At 39.9% G+C, this 23,846-nt stretch carries 23 protein-coding genes; 17 read left to right on the forward strand and 6 right to left on the reverse strand.

Going from position 1 to position 23,846, the window contains the following annotated elements; all coding sequences use genetic code 11:
• Positions 1-92 precede the first annotated feature (92 nt).
• From AC1RFD_RS03655 to AC1RFD_RS03670, 4 genes are all read left to right on the forward strand, one after another.
• The gene (locus AC1RFD_RS03655; protein WP_048390284.1) at positions 93-1,571 is read left to right on the forward strand and encodes a sensor histidine kinase; all 1,479 of its coding nucleotides are present in this window, start codon (positions 93-95) and stop codon (positions 1,569-1,571) included.
• Positions 1,549-2,235, forward strand: coding sequence for a response regulator transcription factor (locus tag AC1RFD_RS03660; protein WP_112117822.1), 687 nt, complete (start codon positions 1,549-1,551; stop codon positions 2,233-2,235). Before AC1RFD_RS03655 ends, AC1RFD_RS03660 begins: the two co-directional genes overlap by 23 nt.
• A gap of 115 nt (positions 2,236-2,350) precedes the next feature.
• Positions 2,351-3,061 carry an ankyrin repeat domain-containing protein gene (locus AC1RFD_RS03665; protein ID WP_374806002.1) on the forward strand — a complete coding sequence of 237 codons (711 nt, stop codon included), beginning with the start codon at positions 2,351-2,353 and terminating at the stop codon, positions 3,059-3,061.
• A gap of 718 nt (positions 3,062-3,779) precedes the next feature.
• Positions 3,780-4,862, forward strand: a complete 1,083-nt coding sequence (locus AC1RFD_RS03670) for a hypothetical protein (protein ID WP_492474503.1) — start codon at positions 3,780-3,782, stop codon at positions 4,860-4,862.
• A 111-nt stretch (positions 4,863-4,973) separates the two neighbouring features.
• Here AC1RFD_RS03670 and AC1RFD_RS03675 read toward each other — a convergent pair whose 3' ends face one another.
• The 4 genes from AC1RFD_RS03675 to AC1RFD_RS03690 form a co-directional block, all read right to left on the reverse strand.
• Complete coding sequence (locus tag AC1RFD_RS03675; RefSeq protein ID WP_004229368.1) at positions 4,974-5,579, reverse strand: response regulator transcription factor; 606 nt, start codon at positions 5,577-5,579, stop codon at positions 4,974-4,976.
• A complete protein-coding gene (locus AC1RFD_RS03680; protein WP_404804112.1) occupies positions 5,576-6,688 on the reverse strand; it encodes a sensor histidine kinase in 1,113 nt (370 codons plus the stop codon). The genes AC1RFD_RS03675 and AC1RFD_RS03680 overlap by 4 nt, the downstream gene beginning before the upstream one ends.
• Before the next feature lie 13 nt (positions 6,689-6,701).
• Positions 6,702-7,829: a DUF418 domain-containing protein gene (locus AC1RFD_RS03685; protein WP_103117842.1), complete on the reverse strand. Its 1,128-nt coding sequence runs from the start codon at positions 7,827-7,829 to the stop codon at positions 6,702-6,704.
• 152 nt (positions 7,830-7,981) lie between these two features.
• On the reverse strand, positions 7,982-8,593 hold the full coding sequence (locus tag AC1RFD_RS03690) for a class I SAM-dependent methyltransferase (RefSeq protein WP_048390295.1): 612 nt from the start codon (positions 8,591-8,593) through the stop codon (positions 7,982-7,984).
• Positions 8,594-8,823: 230 nt separating this feature from the next.
• Here AC1RFD_RS03690 and AC1RFD_RS03695 point away from each other — a divergent pair, with 230 nt between their 5' ends.
• A complete protein-coding gene (locus AC1RFD_RS03695; protein WP_004229360.1) occupies positions 8,824-9,066 on the forward strand; it encodes a hypothetical protein in 243 nt (80 codons plus the stop codon).
• A 50-nt stretch (positions 9,067-9,116) separates the two neighbouring features.
• Here AC1RFD_RS03695 and AC1RFD_RS03700 read toward each other — a convergent pair whose 3' ends face one another.
• Positions 9,117-10,166, reverse strand: a complete 1,050-nt coding sequence (locus AC1RFD_RS03700) for an NAD(P)/FAD-dependent oxidoreductase (RefSeq protein WP_131519845.1) — start codon at positions 10,164-10,166, stop codon at positions 9,117-9,119.
• A 147-nt stretch (positions 10,167-10,313) separates the two neighbouring features.
• Between AC1RFD_RS03700 and AC1RFD_RS03705 the strand changes: the two genes are divergently transcribed.
• The 11 genes from AC1RFD_RS03705 (at position 10,314) to AC1RFD_RS03755 (ending at position 21,126) form a co-directional block, all read left to right on the forward strand.
• Positions 10,314-11,102, forward strand: coding sequence for an ABC transporter ATP-binding protein (locus AC1RFD_RS03705; protein WP_048390300.1), 789 nt, complete (start codon positions 10,314-10,316; stop codon positions 11,100-11,102).
• Between the two features lie 13 nt (positions 11,103-11,115).
• Complete coding sequence (locus AC1RFD_RS03710; RefSeq protein ID WP_048390303.1) at positions 11,116-12,042, forward strand: iron-hydroxamate ABC transporter substrate-binding protein; 927 nt, start codon at positions 11,116-11,118, stop codon at positions 12,040-12,042.
• A gap of 23 nt (positions 12,043-12,065) precedes the next feature.
• Positions 12,066-13,067, forward strand: coding sequence for a FecCD family ABC transporter permease (locus AC1RFD_RS03715; protein ID WP_279494624.1), 1,002 nt, complete (start codon positions 12,066-12,068; stop codon positions 13,065-13,067).
• Entirely contained in the window at positions 13,060-14,067 is a 1,008-nt protein-coding gene (locus AC1RFD_RS03720; protein ID WP_048390307.1) for a FecCD family ABC transporter permease, read from the forward strand. The genes AC1RFD_RS03715 and AC1RFD_RS03720 overlap by 8 nt, the downstream gene beginning before the upstream one ends.
• Positions 14,068-14,224: 157 nt before the next feature.
• A complete protein-coding gene (locus AC1RFD_RS03725) occupies positions 14,225-14,461 on the forward strand; it encodes a hypothetical protein (protein ID WP_492474504.1) in 237 nt (78 codons plus the stop codon).
• The gene (locus AC1RFD_RS03730) at positions 14,462-15,166 is read left to right on the forward strand and encodes an NERD domain-containing protein (protein ID WP_241490029.1); all 705 of its coding nucleotides are present in this window, start codon (positions 14,462-14,464) and stop codon (positions 15,164-15,166) included.
• Between the two features lie 338 nt (positions 15,167-15,504).
• Entirely contained in the window at positions 15,505-15,924 is a 420-nt protein-coding gene (locus AC1RFD_RS03735; protein ID WP_054550884.1) for a MarR family winged helix-turn-helix transcriptional regulator, read from the forward strand.
• 11 nt (positions 15,925-15,935) lie between these two features.
• Positions 15,936-17,135: an MFS transporter gene (locus AC1RFD_RS03740; protein WP_131519847.1), complete on the forward strand. Its 1,200-nt coding sequence runs from the start codon at positions 15,936-15,938 to the stop codon at positions 17,133-17,135.
• A gap of 162 nt (positions 17,136-17,297) precedes the next feature.
• Positions 17,298-18,167 (forward strand): iron uptake system protein EfeO, encoded by an 870-nt coding sequence (efeO, locus tag AC1RFD_RS03745; protein WP_048390316.1) that lies wholly within the window; start codon positions 17,298-17,300, stop codon positions 18,165-18,167.
• Positions 18,168-18,176: 9 nt separating this feature from the next.
• Positions 18,177-19,436, forward strand: coding sequence for an iron uptake transporter deferrochelatase/peroxidase subunit (gene efeB, locus AC1RFD_RS03750; RefSeq protein ID WP_048390318.1), 1,260 nt, complete (start codon positions 18,177-18,179; stop codon positions 19,434-19,436).
• Positions 19,411-21,126, forward strand: coding sequence for an FTR1 family iron permease (locus tag AC1RFD_RS03755; protein WP_492474505.1), 1,716 nt, complete (start codon positions 19,411-19,413; stop codon positions 21,124-21,126). The genes efeB and AC1RFD_RS03755 overlap by 26 nt, the downstream gene beginning before the upstream one ends.
• A gap of 41 nt (positions 21,127-21,167) precedes the next feature.
• On the opposite strand, the gene AC1RFD_RS03760 is transcribed toward AC1RFD_RS03755, so the two are convergent.
• Positions 21,168-22,013 (reverse strand): pentapeptide repeat-containing protein, encoded by an 846-nt coding sequence (locus tag AC1RFD_RS03760; protein WP_492474506.1) that lies wholly within the window; start codon positions 22,011-22,013, stop codon positions 21,168-21,170.
• Between the two features lie 138 nt (positions 22,014-22,151).
• On the opposite strand from AC1RFD_RS03760, the gene AC1RFD_RS03765 reads away from it, so the two are divergent.
• Complete coding sequence (locus AC1RFD_RS03765; protein WP_054550888.1) at positions 22,152-23,756, forward strand: PucR family transcriptional regulator; 1,605 nt, start codon at positions 22,152-22,154, stop codon at positions 23,754-23,756.
• Positions 23,757-23,846 lie beyond the last annotated feature (90 nt).

Consider the following 23,846-nt stretch of genomic DNA (forward strand, 5'->3'; position numbering starts at 1 on the left):
AAAAATGTTTATAGATTTTTCAGCATGATTTTATAAAGTTTTAAGATTTGTATGGTACATTGCTAGTAGTTTCAGCTTATGGGGGTATGTAGATGTCAATAAAAACAAGGTTTTTGCTATCTTATGTGGGTGTCATCATCATTGCCATCACACTATTACTAGCAGCGGTTTTTCTTTTTTCCTTTGCCATTACAGGTGATGTCAAAGCGATTGAGCATTTTTATAAAAAATCTTATGTCCAAAAGCCTTTGACGACAGTAGAGGAAAATGCGTTTCTAGATTTAAAATTACTAGCTAAAAAAAGTCCCCAGCAGCTTTTAGATCTCGAACAGCTTGAACAAATCAATGCGCCTTCGATAGAGATTGTGGTACGAAAAGATCATCAAATCGTGTATTCAACACAGAAAGAGCATAAACAATTATTGCTTCAAAGCTTACCTAGCTTTGAAGCGACCAATATTAATTCTCGTGACACCATCATGATAAATCGAGCCTTTTATACGTATGTTAAATTTGATTTTTATTTTCCAGATCAAACAGAGGGCAGTATTTTCGTATTGAGAGAGGTTAGTTCCCATGCAGAGGTAACGAGGGAACTGCTACCGATTCTTTTAGGTATTTTATTTGTCCTGTTTATGATGATCATTGGCTTTTTAAATTATTTAGTATCAAGAAGTATTATTAAACCGATTTCGGCATTAAAGGAAGGGGCAGAACGAATTAAATCGGGCGACTTGGATTTTGAAATTGCAACCCACTCGAAGGATGAAATTGGTCAGCTGAATCGGTCATTCGAGGAAATGAGAGTCAAATTAAAAGAATCCATCCAGCTTCAGCTTCAATATGAGGAAAATCGAAAGGAGCTCATCTCCAATATCTCCCATGATTTAAAAACGCCGATGACTTCCATTATCGGCTATGTGGAGGGCATTAAAGATGGTGTGGCAAATACAGAGGAAAAGATGGATAAATATTTAACTACTATCTATACAAAGGCAAAGGATATGGATGTATTAATTGATGAGCTATTCTTATTTTCTAAATTGGATTTAAAAAAGATTCCCTTCCAATTGGAAAGCATCAATCTCCACCAATATATGCATGATTATGTAGAGGATGCAAGCTTTGATTTTATTGCACGAGATATTCATTTACAATATCTATCAGCAGGCTCGCCGCTTTTGGCAATGGTGGACCGAGATAAATTAAGACGTGTCCTGACGAACCTTTTAAGTAATAGCGAAAAATATATGGATAAGCCATATAAGCAAATCATTATTTCCTTGCATGAGCGAGCAGAGGATGCGATTATTCAGGTAACAGATAATGGTGCAGGCATTGATCCTGTCGCATTGCCCTATATTTTTGATCGATTTTACCGTGCGGAGCCTTCACGTAATTCGCAAACAGGAGGCAGTGGCTTAGGGTTAGCCATTGCAAAACAAATCGTTGTTGAAATGGGTGGCGATATTTGGGCAAAGAGTGAATTAGCAAAGGGGACGAGCATATTCATTTCATTGAAAAAGGCTGAGGAGAAGGTGAATCATCATGAAAAAAATTCTGCTAATTGAAGACGAAGTGAGCATAGCTGAGCTTCAACGAGATTATTTAGAGATTAATGGCTTTACAGTAGATATCCAACATCATGGAGAGGATGGGCTACAGCAGGCACTTAAAGGTAATTATGATTTAATCATTTTGGATATTATGCTACCAGGGATAAGTGGCTTTGACATTTGTAAACAGATTCGAGCGGTACACAATATTCCCATTTTATTTGTTTCAGCTAAAAAGGAGGATATTGATAAAATTCGTGGTCTTGGACTAGGGGCGGATGATTATATTACAAAACCATTTAGTCCGAGTGAATTAGTGGCAAGGGTTAAGGCCCATTTGTCGAGATATGAGCGTCTGGCGAGCCATCAACAAACAAATCATATGATGTCCATTCATGGTATTACAATCGATACTTCGGCTAGAAAGGTGTTTGTTAATGGTGAGGAGATTGCCTTTACAACGAAGGAATTTGATTTACTTGTCTTTTTTGTTAGACACCCCAATCAAGTATTAAGTAAGGAACAGCTATATGAGCGAAACTGGGGCTATGAATCAGCTGCAGACGTTTCGACTGTCACTGTTCATATACGAAAGCTACGTGAAAAAATTGAACGAGAGCCAGCGCATCCCAAGTTTTTGGAAACAGTATGGGGTGCAGGCTATCGCTTCAATGTTTAAGTAAAACTACCTCGTCCTTGTGGCGGGGTAGTTTTTTTAGACTTTTTTAAGAATTCGTTAATGGGCAATTTAGCATTACCGCTTACACTGAGGAAGGAAAGGCGGTGTTTTAAAATTGAAAAAAAGGCAGGCAGTTATCATTGCATTAACATTTTTACTTCAAGGGTGTGCCTCAATCGATACAGAGACAATACAGCATGATAAAGGTGGGAGTGAAGTGGTGGGAACAGAATGGGCGATTGAGTTGCTCAAGGCAGCTGAAAGGGGAGATATCGATGGGCTTCAACATGCTTTGAAACAAAAAGGGGACGTCAATGTACAAGATTCAAATAATCGAACAGCTTTGATGATAGCTACCTATAATCAGGATATAGAGGCAGTTAAATTATTAATAGATGCAGGAGCAGATGTTAATATTCAGGATAATCAGCAAAATTCGCCATTTCTCTATGCAGGTGCGGAGGGCTATCTGACTATTTTAAAGATGACCATTCAAGCTGGTGCTGATCCGACTATTTTAAATCGATATGGGGGAACAGCACTCATACCAGCAGCAGAGCATGGTCATGTGGAGGTCATCGAGGAGCTATTGAGCAATACCGATATTGACGTCAATCATGTGAATCATTTAGGCTGGACAGCCCTAATGGAGGCGATTGTCTTAAATAACGGCAATCCAACACAGCAAACCGTAATACAACGACTAATTGAACATGGTGCTGATGTAAATATTCCCGATCAAAATAACGTGACACCTCTGCAACATGCAAAACAACGAGGATTTAAAGCAATCGAACAAATTCTACTTGCAGCAGGCGCAAAGTAACCCAAACTGTAGAGACGGCTCTCTACAGTTTTCTTAGTGTTGAAAAACAAAACAGTCAATTGAAAGGTAGAAATGGATTTCCGTTGCAGGCTACTTGCTTTCCTGTGGGCGAGCGCCGAATTGCTTCCTCCGCTACCGCTCCGTTTAGAGTTTCGCCTGTCTTGCTATCCCACGGGAGTCAAGCAGCCTTCCACTTCAACCCACTAACTTATTAGCAAAGGTTTTCAAATAAAGTGAAGGTGTTCACTACTCTTTATGAAGAGGTGTTGTCATGCATCACTTCTCCACATTGAAAATAAGAACTTATCCCCTCTAAGAATACAGTTAATGGACGATTTGTTACTATAAAAAAGTAAAGACACTTTGCAGAATGGTTGATTGGAGTGGAGCCAGCGTCACTCCTAGGAGTTTTAGCGTCACAGAGGAGACCCTGGAGCGAACGTAAGTGAGTGAAGCGGCTCATCGGACGCCCCCTGGAAAGGACGCTGGTGTAACGGAAATCAACCCCTCGACTTGCAAAGTTGCTTTTTTTTGGCGTTGACATCATCTTTTTTCAACAACATGCAAACTGTAGAGACAGCTCTCTACAGTTTTTTGTTCTTAAATTATTTTTCCTATTTTTTAATTCTTTTTTAATAGTTTATTTATTAGCAGTTTAGATATGGACTTTATGATAAATTTTGTAAACCAAATTACACCATAAAGGAGAGTTCAACAAATGAAATTAAGAAAACGTATTGTCCCAGCAGCATTGGCTTTATCCGTAGTATCAGCAGGTCTAGTAACCATAGGCGAGCCATTAAATGCAGATGCGGCAAGCAATAAAGCAGTAGTAGCGGAAAACGAGCAAGTAGCTAAAATTACAAACATCAAGCCATTAAATACAATGACACTACAAATTACATTTAATCAGCCATTAGCAGCAGCTGATGTAGACCTAAATCATTTAGATGCTATAAAAAAACATTTTACGTTTAATGGAGATTTAGAGATTGTCAATGTGCCACGCTTAATGACAGGCTCTAAGAGTACATATATTGTACCAACAACATTCCAAGAAGATGATTTTATCTATACATTGAGCTATAAAGAGCAACGCAATAAAGTTTTTGAGGGCACAGATGAAAAGGTATATGTACGCAATGTGGAGCAAGTTACAAATGATACATTTACATTGGAATCCTTTCAGGAGGATGGCGTAGTAGATTATGCTAATATTATTGAAGCCTATCGCGCAGGCCGTGGAGATTTAGCATTTAGCTTAGATGGTCATAATCGAGATGCTAGCGGCAAACGCTTTGATGTTATTTCTTCCTTACGTGATCGCTATGTGATGGTGAGAACAAGTGAGGGAGAAGAGTTTGTTGCTAATTATGTACCATTTACACAAGCAGCTGATGGCAGACAGGCTCCACAATTTAGACTCCCTGCTGGCAAGGTTTTAAAACCAGGTGTGACTTACCGTGTGTACGCACAATGGGCGGAAATAGATGTAAGGAGCTTTGTAGCGAAAGAAATCGCGCCAATCACTCTGCAAACAGCGAAAGCCATGGATGAAAAATCCTTTGAATTACAATTAAGAAACGATCCGCAATCTGATTTACTTGCTGGCCGAAGTGTAGCGTTAAAAGGCAGTGATGGGAGTACATTGCAAGCACAATATCGTTATTCATCACGTAAAGGTGCTGTGGGCATTTTTGATCTAACGAATGGTGGTACGTTGAAAGCAAATGTCAGCTATACCGTAATCCCATTAAACAACTGGGCTATAGCAACAGATTTAGTTCTACAAGGAAAATAAACGTTCTTTTGCTTAATAAAACAATGAATCTGTCATTTGAAGCTTAAATAAATGGAACGTATTTTATGCTAACATTGTAAAAATCTCGTCACAGCTGTGGCGAGATTTTTTTTATAGCCAGCCTTTTTCACCTGCTACCTGAGCGGCTTGCTGTCTAGATTCAACTTGTAGCTTTTGAATAGAGGTAGATAAATAATTGCGAATCGTGCCCTTCGTTAAAAATAACTGCTTACTGATTTCGTTTGTGGTCAAGCCTTTTTTGACTAGCTGAAGCACCGCAATTTCTCGTTCATTTAAAGGGTTTTGCTCCTTCATAAATAAGGAGGCGGCTAAATCCTTGCTGACCACCTTTTCTCCTTGCATGATTTTTCGAATAGTAGCAATTAAATAATCGATGGGTTCATCTTTCAATAGATAGCCGTGTACCTCGCAATCCATTGCCTTCTGCAAATAACCAGGGCGTGCAAAGGTTGTTACAATCATTACCTTGCAAGGGAGGTTGGCTTGTTTAATTTTTTCAGCAAGCTCAAGCCCTGATAGATGGGGCATTTCAATATCGACTAGGCAAATATCTGGTGGCTCCTGCTGGATCAATTCCCATGCTTGTTGTCCATCTGCCACCTCAGCTATGACCTCAATATCAGGCTCAAACGCTAGTAGCGAAGTTAGGGCACCACGTAACATTTGTTGGTCTTCTGCTAGTAATACACGTATCATCTTAGAGGCTCCTTTCCATCTTGAATTGGTAGAGTGAGGGTGACGCTGGTGCCTACTGGTGTGTCACTTTCAATCAGGGCAAAGCCTTGCAGCATATGCATTCTTTCTTTTATGGAGTGGATGCCATTCCCACGTCCTTGTGACTGTAAACCGATGCCATCGTCTTTCATCACAAGTGTATAGTGTCCAGCACAACATTGAATGGCGAAATGACATTTTTTTGCCTGACTATGCTTGAGAATATTCGTAGTCGTCTCTCGTACACATAGAGCAAGCATCGTTTCCTCCACACTAGAAAGTACGATTTGAGGACATTGATTGTCAAGGGTTGTCGTAATATTCGCGCTTTGTAAAAGCTGTTGGCAATGAATAAGCTCCGTTTGCAAAGAAATAAAATTCATATCAGACACAAGCTCACGTACTTGTTTTAAGGCGGTACGGGTAGTGGCTAATATGTCATGTAGCTCAGGCTTCACGCTTGAAGGATCTCGGTCAATCAGTTTGGTCGTTAGTTCGGTTTTTACTTTAATCATTGTGAGCGTATGGCCAATTGTATCATGAAGGTCTCTAGCGATCCGTTGTCGTTCCTCTTGCTGAACAAGCTGTGTATTTACGTCTGCCAGCTCAGCCTGCAGATTTTTCGACTTTTCCACAAAATAAATGAGAATCGGGAGCACCAGTTGAAACATCATAATCGGTACTAGTACCTGTGATTCCTTTGGTAAAAGGGAATCTGTTGTCATGTACAAAACCGTCAAAAACATGACAGCGATGGCTACAATCCCACAGGCAATATGCCATTTTGATTTTGCACGTCCTAGTAAGTCGGCAAAGGTAAAGCCAAAAATAAGCATAAAAGGATCGACAATTATGCTAAGTAAGGTGATAAGGACAAAGGCTACTAGAGATGCAGTAAGTAGCCTCCAATCTCGATGCCATAAAGCAATGTAGAAGGCTATTAGGTATAAAAGGAGCACTGTTATTTTCATAGCTAAGGGAAGGGAATGAGACCCTAATACTAATGCGAATAGGAAAATGACAGAAGCTGCATCAATGATTAAATAATGCTTAATTTGTTCTCTAGGATATATTTTTATTACTAGCACCATCCTTTGTTGCTGATTACTGTGTCATCGCTTGAAGGGCTTTTTTACGAATCCATTCCATAGGGCCCATTTGAAATTTCTGTAACCAAGCGAATGCTATAACAAGTTGTAAGATTGATAGAGATAGCCAAATACCAATGACAGTGAAGCTATTGACTTGCCCACCTAAGCCAAGCCCCCAGCCATAAAAAATAATCGACGCAAGCACGTTTTGGAGGACATAGCAGCTTAAAGACATTTTACCAACATGAGCAAAGCGCTGCCAAAGCCAGTCTAGCCTCTTATATTCTACCAGTTTACCTAAAATTCCAATATAGCCAATGGATAGAAGAGGGGCACAAAGATAGCGAACAGGTAAATCAAAAAGCCCACCAGGAATAAAAATAAGCAGATTGATAGGAAAGCCAACGAATACACCGATATTAAAGAGCTTTTGTCGAGTTTGACGTCCTTTGTCTGTTGGTGAAAATACCTCATTACGCATGAACTTCACGCCAAGTAAAAATAAAAAGACATTCATCGGGATAATAAATATAGCTTCTGAGCGATAAAATAAAAAGTTTGTGAGACGATGCTGCACCTGCGCAAACCATGTGCCATGTTCATAGAGCTCAGAAACGGATGCCATACCATTTAATGAAACTCCAGCTCCTTGTAAGGTACTGATAAAAATAAGAAGAATCATTAGGATGTGAAAGCCACCAAAAAAATAAAAGGCTCCCGTCATGACCTTATCACCCAAACGTACAATAAAAGCGACGATGAATGCTGTGACAGCATAGCTCATTAAAATATCATACTCCATCACAAGCGTGTAGTGCAGTAGCCCTTCTAACCCTAAGAAGACGATAGTCCACAGGTACACTCCTGGCCAGGCTGTACCTCTCCGTAAGGCTTGCTGATATTTTAATTGCAGGCCTACTCCAAACATAATTGTTAACAATCCAAGCAGCTTGCCATTAACGAAAAATAATACGACCATACGTAAAAAATCATTGAAGGACCACCAACCAGAATAATCACTTGTTGTTATATACGATAAATCACCAAGATAAGCAAAAATCCAAATATTTGTGCCAAGCGTTCCTAAGACGGCAAAGCCTCTTAACATATCGATAAAGGGAAGTCTTTGTTGTGTTTGCATAAGTTCGATCACTCTTTCTTTGTTTTCTTACCTTAAGGATAAGAAAATTTCAAGAGAAAACCTATTCACACCAGTCAAAGAATCTTGATGACAGGTGTCATAAAGTATGCTGTGCCAGCACAAAAACCAGCAACGCTTTTGCTGCCGGCTCATTATTTTGTACAGGTATAGATGCGATAGTCTAAAATGTCTTCGTATTTTTCATTCATGGCAATATGCTGATCCATGATTTTATAGAATTTGGATTCCATATCTGTGGAAACTTGAAATTCAGGCTTGGATGAGATGGATTTGTTTTTTTGTATATGGATATCATAAAAACCAGCCTGTTGCAGTAGTCTTACCCAATCCTTTTTCCTGAGGAGAGACTGAAAGCCGTAAAATTGTTGGAGGTCGTCTGCAAGTTCGGTACGAAGTGTTTGAGGAATGGTAAATTCGATAGCAATGAAGCGGCCACCTTTTTTCAATAAACGATAAATTTCCTGCAAAGCCTGCTGCAAATTAACAAAGGCCAGAACCGACTCAGCTAGAATCAAGTCAAATGTCTCGTTCGCTAACGAGGTTTGTTCAATAGAGCCTTGCAGAAGTTTAACAGGTAGACGCGCTTTATGCATTCGCTGACGAGCCTTTTCTATCATGATGGGCTGAATATCGAGACCTGTGACGTTTGCTTGATAGGAAGATGCTAAATAAGCAGCCGTTTGCCCTGTACCACATCCCACATCTAAAATATGTGTGTTTTGCTCGATATTCTCCGCTTGCAAAACAGCCTTTGATAGATTAATGCCCCCAGGATGTGCGCCTCCGACCCCGAACTTAGCTAAAAAGGTAAGATAATGAGAGTCTTGTATAGTACCACCTTCTTTTTTCTTATAGTATGACAGGGAAACTAGTATGGTTCCCTTATTATTTTTAACCTCTTCTTCAAAAGTCTAATTCGCTATAAAAATTTTTACATATACTAGTTAGAAGCTTTCAGATAGGGGGTGTATAAATGCCATATTTTCAGCCGAATGCTAGAAGAGGTCCATATCCGCCAAACAATAGGCAATATTTTGGCCCACCTTTTCGAGGTAGGATGGTGCAACCATACTATTCTCCCAATCAACAACAGCAAGGTCCTAGATTAGGAAATTTACCAGATCATTTAAATACAATTATGGGGCATGCTGGGACGATTACAAATGGAGTAAATATGTTGAGACAGATGGGAGCGTTATTAAGTCTATTTAGATAAAAACTAGAAACCCTCTTAAGATCAGGCTCTTAAGAGGGTTATATTTAGGTTTAATGGGCTGGTGCAAATTGCTTTTCGATAATAGAGCGATTTTTCTCTTTAAATAGCTCATTATGTGAGGACACCATGCCATGACGATAGGCAGTTGGTTCTAAATACGTTTTAATAGAATTGACTGCATTGGCGGCATCTTGGAATGTGCCAAGTAGCAAATTAATTTTTCCATCAAATGATAAAATATCACCTGCTGCAAAAATACCTGGCTGTGCTGTTTCACCTGTTGCCTTTCCTTCAACATAATAATCATCCTTTTTCGGAATGGCAATGGCCTCATCAAATGCAAGAGACGCCTCACGATTATAGCCATGACTGACGATTACCTCATCGATTTGACGCGTATAACTTTGCTTCGTTATCGTATTCTCACATGTGACTAATTGAATAGCCGTTTTATCAATATTTGCGGAAAGCTTTGTAATCGTTGTATTACACTCAATGCGCACACCTGCATCCAGTGCTTCCTGTACAGTGGCTTCGTGTGCTGATAGATTCTCTTTGCGGTAAACAACCGTTACGCTTTTGGCAATCGGACTTAATTCAACAGCCCAATCGATGGCTGCATTACCACCGCCTGAGATCATGATATCCTTATCGACAAAACGTTTATACGATTGCACAGTGTAATGTAGATTGGACATTTCATATTTTTCAGCGCCCTCAAGTGTTAGCTTTTGAGGGCTAATAATGCCGCCACCTACAGCTAACAGTACCGTTTTAGAATAATGCTTTTCACCAGCTGCTGTATGAATGACAAAAATATCATTGTGACGTTCAATTAAATCTACTTTTGTACCTGTCAAAATTGTAGGATCAAATGTTTTGGCTTGCTCGATTAATTGTTTAACAAATTGTTCACCCAAAACGGGAGGATGTCCCCCAATATCCCATATCAGCTTTTCAGGATAAAGTAATACTTTACCGCCAAGCTGTGGTTGACTTTCTAATAATTTTGTTTTTAAACCCCGTAAACCACTATAAAAGGCACTATATAAGCCAGCTGGGCCACCGCCAATAATTGTCACATCATACACATGCTGCATTTTTATTGCCACATCCTTAACAAATAGTAAAAAAGTAATTGACAAAATCTTATCAGGTAACTAGACTAATTCTAGTGATAATGATTATCATTTTTAGCTTTGAATATCATAGCATGGAAAGAAGTAAAAAGAAAGTGAGGGTCCGATTTGCGTTTAGAAGTTGAATCGATTCGTGTTGGTTATGAGAATAAAACGATTGTGCATGACTTATCGCTGCAAATTCCTGATGGCAAAATCACGACAATCATTGGTTCAAATGGTTGTGGAAAATCAACCTTGTTAAAAGCTATCACACGGATTTTAAAGCATGAGAGTGGACAGGTCATATTAGATGGTCAAAATATTTCCAAGATGAAAACAAAAGAATTAGCAAAAGAACTGGCAATCTTACCACAGAGTCCAGAAAGTGCACATGGTTTAACAGTGGAAGAGCTTGTATCCTACGGTCGATTTCCTTATCAAAAGGGCTTCGGGAATTTATCACAAAAAGATAAAGATGTTATTGGCTGGGCTTTACAGGTAACCAAAACAGAAGAATTCCGTTTACAATCTGTAGATGCTTTATCTGGTGGACAACGTCAGCGCGTATGGATTGCGATGGCCTTGGCCCAAGAAACTGACATTATCTTTTTAGATGAACCGACAACTTATTTAGATATGGCTCATCAGCTAGAAGTTTTAGAGCTACTTTACAGGCTGAATGAAGAACAGGGGCGCACGATTGTCATGGTCCTCCATGATTTAAATCAAGCGGCACGTTTTTCAGATTATATTGTAGCGCTTTCACAAGGTGAGCTTGTAAAATTCGGAACGGCTGAAGAAGTGATGGTTCCAGAAGTATTGAAAAAAGTATTTAATATAGATGCAGTTATTGGCAAAGATCCACGAACGAACAAACCAATGTGCATTACATATGACTTATTACAAACCATTTAAAAGGAGAATAACAATGAAAAAGTGGCTATTACCAATGTTTATGATGCTTGTGCTAGTACTTGCAGCATGTGGCAGTAAGGAAGAAAAAACAGAGAAGGCTGATGAAGGCTCAAAAGAAGAAGCTTCAACAGAAACAATCACATATCAATCAGAGTCAGGTCCTGTAGAAGTACCAGCAAATCCGAAACGTGTTGTTGTACTATCTTCTTTTGTAGGAAGCTTATTACAGCTTGATGTAAATGTTGTTGGTGTGGATGCATGGGCAGCAAAAAATCCCAACTTCGAAGATGCGATTAAAGATGCTGTTGTAGTTGAAAATACAGATATTGAAAAAATTCTTGAGCTAGAACCAGATTTAATTATTGGCTTAAATGGTATTGAAAATGCTGATAAATTAGCAGAAATCGCGCCAACTGTATTATTTACGTATGGTAAAGTAGACTATTTACAGCAGTTCATCGAAATCGGTAAAGTGGTGAATAAAGAAAAAGAAGCAACTGCTTGGGTAGAAGATTTTAAAACACGTGCAGCAGAAGCTGGTAAAAAGATTAAAGAAAAAATCGGTGAAGATGCGACTGTAACAGTAGCAGAGAACTTTAATAAACAGTTCTATATTTATGGCGATAACTGGGGTCGTGGAACAGAGATTTTATATCAAGAAATGGGCTTGAAAATGCCTGAGAAAGTAAAAGAAACAGCGTTAGAGCCTGGCTACTATGCTATTTCTCAAGAAGTTTTAGGGGAATATGCAGGTGACTACGTGATCTTCAGTATGTTCCAAGATCAAGATAATTCCTTTACAGATGCAGCATGGTTTAAAGATTTAGAAGCAGTGAAAAATGGTCATTTATTTGAAGTGAATGCAAATGCCTTTTATTTCAATGACCCTATCACATTAGAACATCAACTGAAGTTCTTTGAAGAGAAATTTTTACAATAATTAGTAGAGAGTAGCGAAGGCGAATGACAAAGTTTCGAAAGCTTCCATTTTGGCTTCAAGTATTGCTTGCATTGATTGTATTAATTGGTACTGCTAGTATCTCGCTGTGCTTAGGGGCAGCGAATACAAGCATTCAAGATGTCTTTCAAGCAATTGTCGGACAAAGTGGAGGTAAACATTACACGATTTTACGTGAAATTCGATTTCCTCGTATCATTGCAGCTATTTTTGTTGGGAGTGCCCTCGCAGTCGCTGGGGCGATTATGCAAGGGGTTACACGGAACCCATTAGCTGATCCAGGGCTGCTTGGTTTAACGGCAGGGGCAAATGCTGCCCTTGCTTTAACAATGGCATTTATCCCTAAATTCTCGTATTATACGTTAATTTTAGCCTGCTTTGTTGGGGCGGGAATCGGTATGATGTTAGTTTATGGGATTGGTGCTTCTACTAAAAAAGGCTTTTCCCCTTTAAAGCTTGTTTTAGCTGGTGCGGCTGTCACAGCATTATTACAGGCAATCGCTGAAGGGACGGGCATTTTATTTCAAATTTCCAAAGATGTTTCGATGTGGACAAGTGGCGGTTTCATTGGCACAACATGGCAGGCATTATTGATCGTACCCGTTATTATTATTGGCTTAGTGCTTTCATTTGCTTTTAGTCGTCAATTAACGATTTTAAGCTTAAATGAAGAAGTAGCAGTAGGTGTCGGACAAAATACTACGCTCGTAAAGGGTGTAATGATGTTCGTTGTGGTTATTCTGGCTGGCTCTGCTGTGGCCCTAGTCGGAAATCTAGCTTTCGTTGGCTTAATGGTACCGCATATTGTCCGCGCGTTTGTTGGGACAGACTATCGTTTTGTCTTACCGATGAGTGCCATTGTTGGTGGCTGGTTTATGGTGTTGGCTGATTTCGCAGGGCGCATGATTAACGCACCTTATGAAACGCCAGTTGTCGCTATTATTTCGATTTTAGGTCTTCCATTCTTCCTATTATTAGTGCGGAAGGGAGGACGTCAATTTGTTTAAAGAAGGTCGCAAAAAACAGCGTAAATGGTTACTCATATGGCTTGTGGTAACCTTGTTCATTTTTATTTTAGGGATTTCATTAGGTGCTGCTTCGGTTTCTATTGACCGAATTCTTCCAACCTTACTGGGCGATGGTAGTTTTAAAGAGTCCTTTGTACTCTTTTCAGTCCGTTTACCTAGAATGTTTGTGCTAGCGGCTGCGGGTATGGCATTAGCACTGGCAGGGGCCGTATTACAGGGCGTAACCCGCAATGATTTAGCAGACCCAGGAATTATAGGTATCAGTGCTGGCGCAGGTGTTGGGATTACTGTCTTTTATTTGCTAGTAGATGGCGACCTTCCTCACTTTGCCTATATTTTACCGATTGTCGGCTTTTGTAGTGCCTTAGTGACAGCACTTGGTATTTACTTTTTCTCTTATCAGCGTAATAAGGGTGTCCATCCCGTACAGTTTATTTTAGTAGGGGTAGGCGTAGCATCAGCCTTATCAGGGGTCATGATGGTATTAATATCCTCTGCTGAGCGGAGCGATGTACAATTTATTGCACAATGGCTAGCCGGAAATGTATGGGGCACAGATTGGCCATTTTTCTGGGCGCTAATGCCTTGGCTTGTACTGGGCATCCCTTACATTTTCTATAAAGCCAACGTTTTAAATGTCTTGGCCATGACGGAGCAAACAGCAGTCGGTCTTGGTATGAACATTGGGCGAGAACGTTTCCGATTATTAATTGTTGCGGTTGCACTAGCGGCTGCCGCGGTATCCGTAACAGGGGGAGTAGCCTTCATCGGTTTGATGGCTCCCCATATTGCAAAACAGCTCGTTGGTCCACGCTACCAATTCTTTTTACCACTGACGCTATTCATTGGCGCAAGCTTGCTAATGCTTGCTGATACCATTGGACGTGTTGCTATTGCAAGTGCAACGGTTCCTGCTGGGATTGTTGTTGCATTTATTGGCGCACCTTATTTTCTATATTTATTACGGAAGAATGTCTAGAAAAGTACTAATCAAAATTGAATGATGCTCGAAAGAAAAGTCTTTTGTTCTAGCGAAAATAGGGGAATTTTTATTTTAGGCATTCTATATGGTAAGTTTTTAGGAACCTCATTCATTGAGGTTCTTTTTTTATATAATCATGGCAGGAGGTGATTAGATGATTTTATTAGAACGTCAAACATCAGAGACGCAAAAGATGCTAGAGGCACTTGTACAAAGACTTCCTATATCCCATAGTAAATACACAATATATTGTGAGCATTTAAGGCGCCTACAAGCAGGATTCGCTGGTGAACAGTTCGTTGATGCAAAATGGCTTGAACTTGACTTACCATTCCCCCACTATTTTCTTCATGACTTTCAAACAATGAATGACTTCGGTTCTACCCATTAAATGGACACCGTCTTTCTCTGTCCTCACTTTTTACTCATCCTAGAAATCAAAAATATTACAGGCAAACTTTCATACGATGCTTCGTTCGCTCAATTAACACGTACGACCGCAGATGATACGGTCGAAGGCATGACGGATCCATTTCTTCAGCTGGAACGGCATGTAGTATGGATGAAGAAGCTATTACAGAAGGAACGCATTGATTTACCAGTTTTGCATGCGGTGGTATTGGCAACGAAAAATGGTATTTTGACAAAGGGATTTGACGGGCTGCCTATCTTTCATGTGGCAGGGTTACGATTTTACTTACAAAAATGGATGGAGCGGCATCAACCTAGAGTAAGAGTGGACCTTTTGCGATTCGCCAACCTTTTATTATCCCTGCAAACTAAGTTGAAAAAAGAGGTAGAGGTGCCGTTCAAGGAAATAGTGAAAGGTGTGCTATGTCCACAGTGTGGCTCGGGGCAACGTTTAAAATATCACTATAAGAAATGGATTTGCCCTCGTTGTGGATTGGTGGACGATGATGCATTGGTTCGAACATTAGAGGACTACAGGTTACTAGTCGGGCAGCAGGTAACCAATCGAAGCTTCCGCGAATTCTTTGGCATTGACTCTCCCGATTTAGCGTACAAGTTGATGCAACAACTCCCTTTGAAAGCAGAGGGTGTCAAAAAGCATCGGAAATATTGGATTAAGGAATAGCGAACTAAGCGTTACAATTCAAGCGGTCTGAATTGTAGCTTTTAGTGTTGTAGAGAGAAAGGGCGCTTGAAGTAGGTGGATAGAACAGAGAAAGTGGAGGATACGCTTCGTGTAAGTGGATAGATTGCTGAAAGTGATGGATAGAACAAGGAAAGTAGCGGATAGAACGCGCAAAGTGGTGGATAGAACAGAGAAAGTGTAGGATACGCCTCGTTTAAGTGGATAGAGCAGGATACCACTCACCCCCAAGAGCGATGTTTCGCGTATTTCCTACTAGACAAATAGAGTTTTTAGGTATATAGTTAGCTAGGCTAACTAATATAAAAGGAAGTGATAGTGTGACAATTGAACAGGAATTTTTTAATCAGTACCGCTTAATGTATCGGCCGTTTATTAATCAGCTGAATGTGCAGCTTGAACCCTATCAGTTATATAGCTCACAGTGGGCAGTGCTTCGTTTCTTGAATGATAAGGGTCCACATTCATTTGTAGATATCGCGAATTTCATGTCTATAGAGAAGCCAAGTGTCACGAAGCTTGTACATAAACTTGTGGAGCTAGGCTATGTGGAAACGATGACGGGCAAGGATAAGCGTGAAAAGCTGGTACACCTATCAAAGCATGGGGAAGAGCTTGTGCTGGAAATAAAGTCGCATCTAAATCCATTTTTTGAGCAGGCTTTGGCAGGCGTGCCAAAACAAGATATTGACATTGCGACACAGGTTTTAGCAAGAATTTGTATGAATATTAATCAATAGGAGAGAGCAGCGTGGAAGCAGCCAGAAAGAAACTATGGACAAAAGATTTTTTAATTGTCTCACTTATTAATTTTACCATTACGTTAATCTTTTATTTATTAATGGTTACGATAGCAGCATATGCGGTGGAGCATTTTAATGCCTCTACAAGTACAGCGGGGCTTGTATCGAGTATTTTTATTATCGGGACACTATTAGGTCGTCTTGGGACAGGGCGTATTATTGGAGACTGGGGTAGCAAAAAAACATTATTTTGTGGACTATTGTTATTTATGTTATCAACAATGTCTTATTTTATAGCAGGCAATTTACCACTGCTGATGATCAATCGTTTAGTACAGGGGATTGCACTAGGGATTGCCAGTACAGCAACAGGTACCATTATTGCACAAATTTTACCAGCTGAGCGTCGTGGAGAAGGGATTGGTTATTATAGCTTAAGCGCTATTCTAGCCACAGCCATTGGCCCATTTATTGGAATATTATTAACACAGCTATTTGCAGATTATCGTATGATTTTTGCAGTAGATTCTGTGTTAGCGATTATTTGTTTCTTTATGTATTACATTGTGACCGTGCCAGATGCACCGAAAAAAGCAAAGGATACAGCTGTAAAGGCTGGGTTTAAAGTGACGAACTTTATTGAAATGCGTGCAGTACCGATTGCCTTTGTGGCGCTTGTGATTGGCTTTGCTTATTCAGGTGTGATGTCGTTTATGACGTTTTATGCAAAGGAGCTAGATTTAGTATCAGCAGGTAGCTACTTCTTTATTATCTATGCTATTGTCATTTTGGCTACACGTCCATTTACAGGGAAATTGCTTGATACAAGAGGGGCAAATATCATTATCTATCCATGCTTAGTGTTGTTTGCAATAGGCATGTATGCCTTTAGCTCAGCAACAACTACGATTGCCTTTTTAATCGCTGCCGCTTGTATCGGGATTGGCTATGGAAACTTCAACTCGGTGGCACAGGCAATTGCCATCAAAGTAACACCAAATGAGCGTTTAGGACTTGCGACATCTACGTATTTTATTTTTTATGATTTAGGCTTAGGTGTCGGGCCTTATTTCTTAGGCTTATTTGTACCCTCTATGGGCTACAGCTCGATTTTCTTCTCGATGGTCTTTGTTATTTTAGTGTCGATTGTGCTTTATTACCTTTTACATGGAAAACATGAAAATTTGAAACAAGCAAAAATTTTGTAGATTAGAATCATTATATTGTAGAAAAAACGTCTTTTTTCTAGTTGTTCGTAAAGAATAACTGAAAAATGACGTTTTTTTCTATTTACAAAAATAGTTGTTGCAATAGATGATGATAATCATTATCATCACAATATAAAACAAATTCGGAAGTAGGTACGAAGTATGAAAAACAAATCATTTTTGTCGGTATTAGTAGCAGGAGGCATTTTAATGGCTGGCTGTGGCAATACAGAAGAAGTAAAAAAAGAAGATAAGCCAGCAACAGAACAGGCGGAGCAAGCTACAAAAGAGGTGGATTTATCTTCTGAATTATCAGCCTATCAACAATTTGCGTTAGAGCAAATGGATCAATTTTTACTAGATACAGAGAAATTTGTGAACCTATTCAAAGCAGGCGATATTGAAGGAGCAAAGGCAGCGTATGCGCCAGCACGTATGTATTTTGAACGTTCTGAGCCAATTGCGGAAAGCTTCGGTGATCTTGACCCTCGCATCGATGGACGTTTAGCAGATATTCAAGAAGAAGGTAAGGGTGAGGAAGAATGGTCAGGCTACCATAAGCTTGAGTATGCTCTTTGGGAAGAAAATACAACAAAAGGTTATGAGGCTGTAGCAGATCAGCTTCTTGCAGATGCGAAGGAATTGCATGCACTTGTGCAAACAGTGGAAGTGACACCTGACTTAATGATTACAGGTGCAGTAGATTTATTAAATGAAGTATCAACATCTAAAATTACAGGTGAGGAAGAAATTTACTCTCATACAGACCTTTATGATTTTAAAGCGAATATTGAAGGCGCAGAAAAAATCTTTGAGATTTTACGCTCAAAATTAGAAGCAAAAGATTCTACATTAGTGGCAACACTTGATGAAAAATTCAAAGCAGTAGACGATTTATTAGCACAGCATACAACGGCTGATGGTGGCTATATATCTTACGAAGAATTAACGGAGGAAAACACAAAAGCACTGGCAGCAGCGGTGAATCAGCTTGGAGAACCATTAAGTCAAATGGGTATCATTTTGGAGTGAACATAAACAATGACAACGTCAAACGAGGAAAAATTTATAAATAAAAAAATTTCTAGACGTGATATGTTAAAGCTAACAGGTATCGGTGTGGCAGGTGTTGCCATCGGTGCCTCTGGCTTGGGTGGTGTCATGAAAGCAATGGGCTATGATGTCTTTGAGCCAGTAGCAGATAGCACGACGGCTAGCAATAAGGTCAATTTCTATGGCAAGCATCAGTCAGGTATTGTGACACCTGTACAGACGAATATTTATTTTGCTTCTTTAGATGTATTAGTGACATCAAAGAAGGAACTACAAGCGTTGTTCCAGCAATGGACACCCCTTGTGGTGCGTTTAATGAATGGTGAAGTCATGGTCGATGTATCGACAAATACAAGAGTGCCAACTGGCGATACCGGAGAGGCAGAGGGCTTAGATGCATCTAATCTATCCATTACCATTGGTGTCGGGCCTTCATTATTCGATAAACTGGGCATCCAGCATTTAAAACCAGCGGAGCTAAAGGATTTACCACATTTCCCTAAAGATCAGCTACAGAAAGAATACACAGGTGGTGATTTGTGTATTCAGGCTTGTGCAGATGATCCGCAGGTGGCCTTCCATGCTGTTCGTAATCTAGTACGAGCTGCTTCAGGTAAAGTAGAAATAAAATGGTCACAGGCGGGCTTTAACTCGTTTCCAGCTAGTGGAGGGACACCACGAAACCTCTTCGCCTTTAAGGACGGTACTGTAAATCCAGCCATTACGGATGAAAAAGACTTAAATGAGGTCGTGTGGGTGGATAAAGGCTGGTTAAAGGGTGGCTCTTATTTAATTGCGCGTAAAGTTCAAATGCATCTTGAAACTTGGGATCGTACATCATTGAAAGATCAAGAGGCAACATTTGGCCGTTACCGCGACAGTGGGGCACCTTTTGGCAAAACAAAGGAATTCGATGATTTTGATGTAGAGGCAAAGGATGATAAGGGCAATTATATTATGCCTGATACATCACATGTCCATTTGGCGCGGAAATCAGGTGCGCGTATTTTGCGACGCTCTTATTCTTATGCGTCAGGCGTGATGTCGAATACAGGGACCCATGATGCGGGGCTAATCTTTATTTCTTTTCAAAAAGACCCAGCCCAATTTACAACCATCCAAAATAGCTTAGGGCGTATGGATAAAATGAATGAGTACATTACCCATCGAGGCAGTGCCGTGTTTGCTTGCTTCCCTGGTGTACAAAAGGGGAGTTATTTAGGTGAAGCACTTTTTAACGCGCTATAGTATCGTGTTTGCCCTTATGCTGACTTTAGCTTTACCTGTGCAAGCTGCGCAGTCCTATAGTCATCTCTATATTGCGATTAGTGATGCACTGATGAATACAAAGCAGGATAAAGAGGCGGAGGCCGAGCAGGCACTTGAACAATTTGCTATTGATTGGGCTAAAGTATCTTCAGAGCAGAAAGAGGCAAAAGCAAAGGTTGATGAAATCCTTGCACAGGCTACTGAGGCAACGTCCAAGGATGAACGTTTAGATGCGCTATCCGCACTATCCAATGCATTGCGTGCATTAGAAAAGCTTGAAAATCCAGTGGATGAAGCGGCACAGCGAGCAGAGTTTGGACAAAAATTTAAGCCGATAATGGCAGACTTTGAAAAAGCTTTAGCAAGTGGTGATATTCAGGCCATTGATGAAGCCTACAAAGATTTTAATAGTAAATGGAATAAAAATGAGCGACCTGTGCGTGAACAAAGTATCGCAATGTACGGGCAAATCGAAACACAAATGGCATTTCTTCGTATCTCTATTTCTGCTGAGGAGCCTGATGTAGCGCTTATGCAATCTCAATTTGCTGCTTTAAAGCAAACGATTGAGGATTTTGTAGCTGGTAAAGAAACAGCCGAAGTGGTAGAGGGGGAGTATTCATTAGCGACATTAATTGCCTATATAGATGAGGCCAATGATTTTGTCAATGCTGGTGATTACCAGGCGGCTTCAAATAAAATACGTGAGTTTATTACCATTTGGCCAAGCGTAGAAATTGAAATCTCCACACGTAATGGTAGTCTTTACACGAAAATTGAAAGTGATATGCCGATTATCTCGAGTGATTTATTAAAATCCAACGTCGATCAGCAAGCTATTACCAAACAATTAAATACATTCCGTACTGAAATTGAGCTAATTCAAGGGGATACCGATTACACCATTTGGGACGCTGCGTTAATTTTATTACGCGAAGGACTAGAGGCATTACTGATTATTTTAGCCTTAGTGTCATTCCTTAATAAATCAGGACAAAACAAGATGCGCAAATGGATTTATGTCGGAGCGTTTGTCGGCGTTCTATTATCCGCCGTAGCTGCCATCCTTATGTCGACGATTTTAAATTCGGCAACGATTGATACGAATCGCGAGTTAATGGAAGGCTATGTAGGGTTAATTGCTGCAGCGATGATGATCGGTGTGGGTATTTGGCTGCATAGTAAATCAAGCGTGGTCAGTTGGAATCGCTATATTTCCAAACAAATGGGTAATGCCATTTCGAGTGGCTCTATTTTTGCGATGGCTATGATTAGCTTTTTATCGGTCTTCCGTGAAGGTGCAGAAACACTAGTCTTTTATGTGGGGATTGCACCTAAAATGGAAACGTCGCAGTTTATACTTGGAATTGTGGTGGCACTGCTCATTCTTGCTGTACTTGCAGTTGTGTTATTTAAAGCAAGTGGCAAAATTCCAATTCACAAATTTTTTGCAGTAGCAACTATTTTAATTTATGTGCTAGCCTTTAAAATTATTGGTGTCAGTCTGCATACTTTGCAGCTGACAGATAATCTGTCCACAACGATTGTTGATGGCTTACCTGTTATTAGCTTGATTGGCTTCTATCCAACGGTGGAAACAATCATAGGACAGTCTATTTTACTTGTGTTAGTGGCGGCTACTGTGCTTTATAAAAAGAAACAAGCCTAATGAAAAAGGGTAGATGAGCGTAAAACGCCATCTACCTTTTTTTATTGCCAATGAGCAGGTCGTTTTATATATGAAGGTAATTTAGTCGAACGATCCCCCTGTGCGGCGTTGATTTGCATTTGGGTTAAAAACAGACTTGTTGAAAGATCAGCACCGCGTAAATTGGTATCTCGCAAATCAGCCCCGATGAAATCTACTCCCTGTAAATTCGCATCTTGAAGATTAGCTGCTATTAAATAACTCCCCCTTAGATCAGTCGCTCGTAAATCCTTGCCTTTTAAATTTTTGCCCATCCAATTAGCCCCACGCTGATTCAAGTTTCTAGAAGCCTTTCCCTTCACACTGTGCTGGCGAATTTGTTCGCTAGTTTGGAGCAATAGTGCATTGATCGGCATACGAATAGCTACCATATCCAATGCTAATAAGGTATCTGCATCCTGAGCTATTGTCTGCTGTAGGTGCTTCAATTGAGCAAGTAGCTGTTCATAAAGCATATTATCCACCTGATAGGACAAAGCCTCCGCCACATACGCAATCATTTCGTAAAGCTGTTCCATAATAGGAAAAACACGAAACATCTTGTCAGCATGCTCACGAGATTGTCGCCAATCCTGTCCATGAAATGTCACCTGTGAAACCTGTTGACCTGCGCCTAGGCAATCAAAAACGGTACATCCCTTAAAACCTGTTTCTCGTAGCTGACTATGTATGTGACAGCTATAGTTATCCTGCAAATTAGGACATGGCGTACCTGCGGGTTTATTGATCGCAAAATCACTAGAAGCCACAATATTTAAAGCGGTACAGCACAAGCCAAAACAGCTTTGACAATCTGCCTGTAGACTGTGTCGGATTTTTGTACCAATGGTTTTTGTCTGATTAGACATCCTCATTTTCCTCTCTGATCTTATCCATTTAGTTACTATTTTAACACTAACAAGCTACCAGTTAAAATAGAGAGCAAACTGTATTTTGAAAGATAGTAGGGGATATGGTATTCTTCTTCAAAAGAGTTGTAAAGAAAAGTGGTGGTGGAACATGGGGTAACGGTCAATGAATTATTACAATTGCCATCTTTTCGAGGGGCAGAGGTGTTAACAGGGCGAGATAATCTGCACCGTACCGTATCATCTCTATCTGTATTAGAGGTATCGAATGTTGATTTTTATTCGAAAATTATTAACCGTGTACAGGAGGAATGGTATGCAGAGGAGCTTGTCATTAGCTCCTTTTACTCCATTCGAGATAGTGTGGAGCAGCAATGTGAAACGATTCAGCATTTACATGATTTAGGAGAGCTGGGGCTTATTTTATATTATGTCGGCATTGTATTGCCTGATATTCCAGAAGAAGTGCTTGCGTTAGCGGAGGCACAAGGCTTTATTATCATTTGTATGCCGCGAAATGATTATTCACTGCGCTATAACGAGGTTATCTATGAGGTTATGGAAGCGATTGTTAGTAATCAAGGCGTTAATGATCATTTTGTCAAAGAGACATTAGAAAAGGTATCGTTACTACCTGAGCATTTAAGAAGTGTTGAAATTACACTGAAAATGCTTTCAGATCGTTTAAAGGCTAATATTGTGCTCACCAATAGTCATTTTGACATTGTGAACCAAGTGATGTGGCCACGAAATTCATCATTAGATGTAGCGAATGTCATTGAAGAATGCTCCCAATCCAATTTTCAGAGGGAAGCAGGCAAGCTCGAGCTGCTAAGAAGTGATGTCGCCTGTGTCGTAGACTATAAAAGAGTACATCAAAAAAATGGCGAGCCGCTATTTTTATTTCTGATTAAAGAAAATACAAAATTACCTGCTAAGACAATTGAAAAAGTAAGTGAGGTTGTGCAAGTAGCCATAAATTTATGGGGAGACAAGCATGATGAGGTTAGTGAATATGCCTTAGTTAAAGCTATTATCAATGACGAAGGGGAGAAAATGAGAAGATTAGCCAATCTTCTTCATATTGATGTTTCCGCCATTCAAATGATGTGGCTTGTCTACATGCATGATTTAGCAGACGAAAAAAGAATTCGCGATGAATTAGAAGAGCAACTGTCCAAATATTATCAAACAAGAGTCATCCAATGCATTGACCATTGTATGATTGTACTGGTAGGCAATTGCTTTTATAAGCATCATGAGTTTGAGATTGCCATTGAATATAGTGAAACTACTCAGTATGATGCCCAAATCGCAGAAATTGTTTATGCACCTAAAATGAGAAATACAAAGTCTGTTCGTCAAATGTATCAATTGGTCAATCAGGTGGGGGACAAAGCCCATACGATTTATCCGATGCGAAAATTGTTTACTGCAGCGGAAGTGCGCTCCATGAAAAGGGCAATTGATGTCAGTAAGCAGGGCGAGGAAATGATTGAAGAATATTTGTCTGTAATTGAACCCATTATACGTGACCATGATTCCTTGCAGACATTGATAACCTTTTTATTAGATGCAAATGCTAGTGTGGAGCGCTGTGCAGAGCTCCTCTATATCCATAAAAACACGGTGAAATACCGCATCAAAAAAATTAGTGAGCTGATTGGCACAGATGTTACCGTATATTCGGAATTTTATGATGCCTACATGGCTTGCATGCTATATCGATTGATTAATGATTAGAATAATCTGAAATTTTGTCATTTTGAACAAAATTTCAGATTATTTTTTTCATTTGCGCAAAAGACTCAACTCTTACCTATCTTCTATAAT

It is taken from the genome of Lysinibacillus sp. GW823-FHT02G10, assembly GCF_058797135.1.

Excerpts from the sequence above, each read along its gene's own strand:
- AC1RFD_RS03655 (WP_048390284.1), top strand. The coding sequence starts at position 93 with ATGTCAATAAAAACAAGGTTTTTGCTATCTTATGTGGGTGTCATCATC.
- AC1RFD_RS03725 (WP_492474504.1), top strand. The coding sequence starts at position 14,225 with ATGATTTTATTAGAACGTCAAACATCAGAGACGCAAAAGATGCTAGAG.
- AC1RFD_RS03730 (WP_241490029.1), top strand. The coding sequence starts at position 14,462 with ATGGACACCGTCTTTCTCTGTCCTCACTTTTTACTCATCCTAGAAATC.
- efeO (WP_048390316.1), top strand. The coding sequence starts at position 17,298 with ATGAAAAACAAATCATTTTTGTCGGTATTAGTAGCAGGAGGCATTTTA.
- AC1RFD_RS03695 (WP_004229360.1), top strand. The coding sequence starts at position 8,824 with ATGCCATATTTTCAGCCGAATGCTAGAAGAGGTCCATATCCGCCAAAC.
- AC1RFD_RS03670 (WP_492474503.1), top strand. The coding sequence starts at position 3,780 with ATGAAATTAAGAAAACGTATTGTCCCAGCAGCATTGGCTTTATCCGTA.
- AC1RFD_RS03710 (WP_048390303.1), top strand. The coding sequence starts at position 11,116 with ATGAAAAAGTGGCTATTACCAATGTTTATGATGCTTGTGCTAGTACTT.
- AC1RFD_RS03675 (WP_004229368.1), bottom strand. The coding sequence starts at position 5,579 with ATGATACGTGTATTACTAGCAGAAGACCAACAAATGTTACGTGGTGCC.
- efeB (WP_048390318.1), top strand. The coding sequence starts at position 18,177 with ATGACAACGTCAAACGAGGAAAAATTTATAAATAAAAAAATTTCTAGA.
- AC1RFD_RS03715 (WP_279494624.1), top strand. The coding sequence starts at position 12,066 with ATGACAAAGTTTCGAAAGCTTCCATTTTGGCTTCAAGTATTGCTTGCA.
- AC1RFD_RS03760 (WP_492474506.1), bottom strand. The coding sequence starts at position 22,013 with ATGTCTAATCAGACAAAAACCATTGGTACAAAAATCCGACACAGTCTA.
- AC1RFD_RS03680 (WP_404804112.1), bottom strand. The coding sequence starts at position 6,688 with ATGGTGCTAGTAATAAAAATATATCCTAGAGAACAAATTAAGCATTAT.
- AC1RFD_RS03685 (WP_103117842.1), bottom strand. The coding sequence starts at position 7,829 with ATGCAAACACAACAAAGACTTCCCTTTATCGATATGTTAAGAGGCTTT.
- AC1RFD_RS03660 (WP_112117822.1), top strand. The coding sequence starts at position 1,549 with ATGAAAAAAATTCTGCTAATTGAAGACGAAGTGAGCATAGCTGAGCTT.
- AC1RFD_RS03700 (WP_131519845.1), bottom strand. The coding sequence starts at position 10,166 with ATGCAGCATGTGTATGATGTGACAATTATTGGCGGTGGCCCAGCTGGC.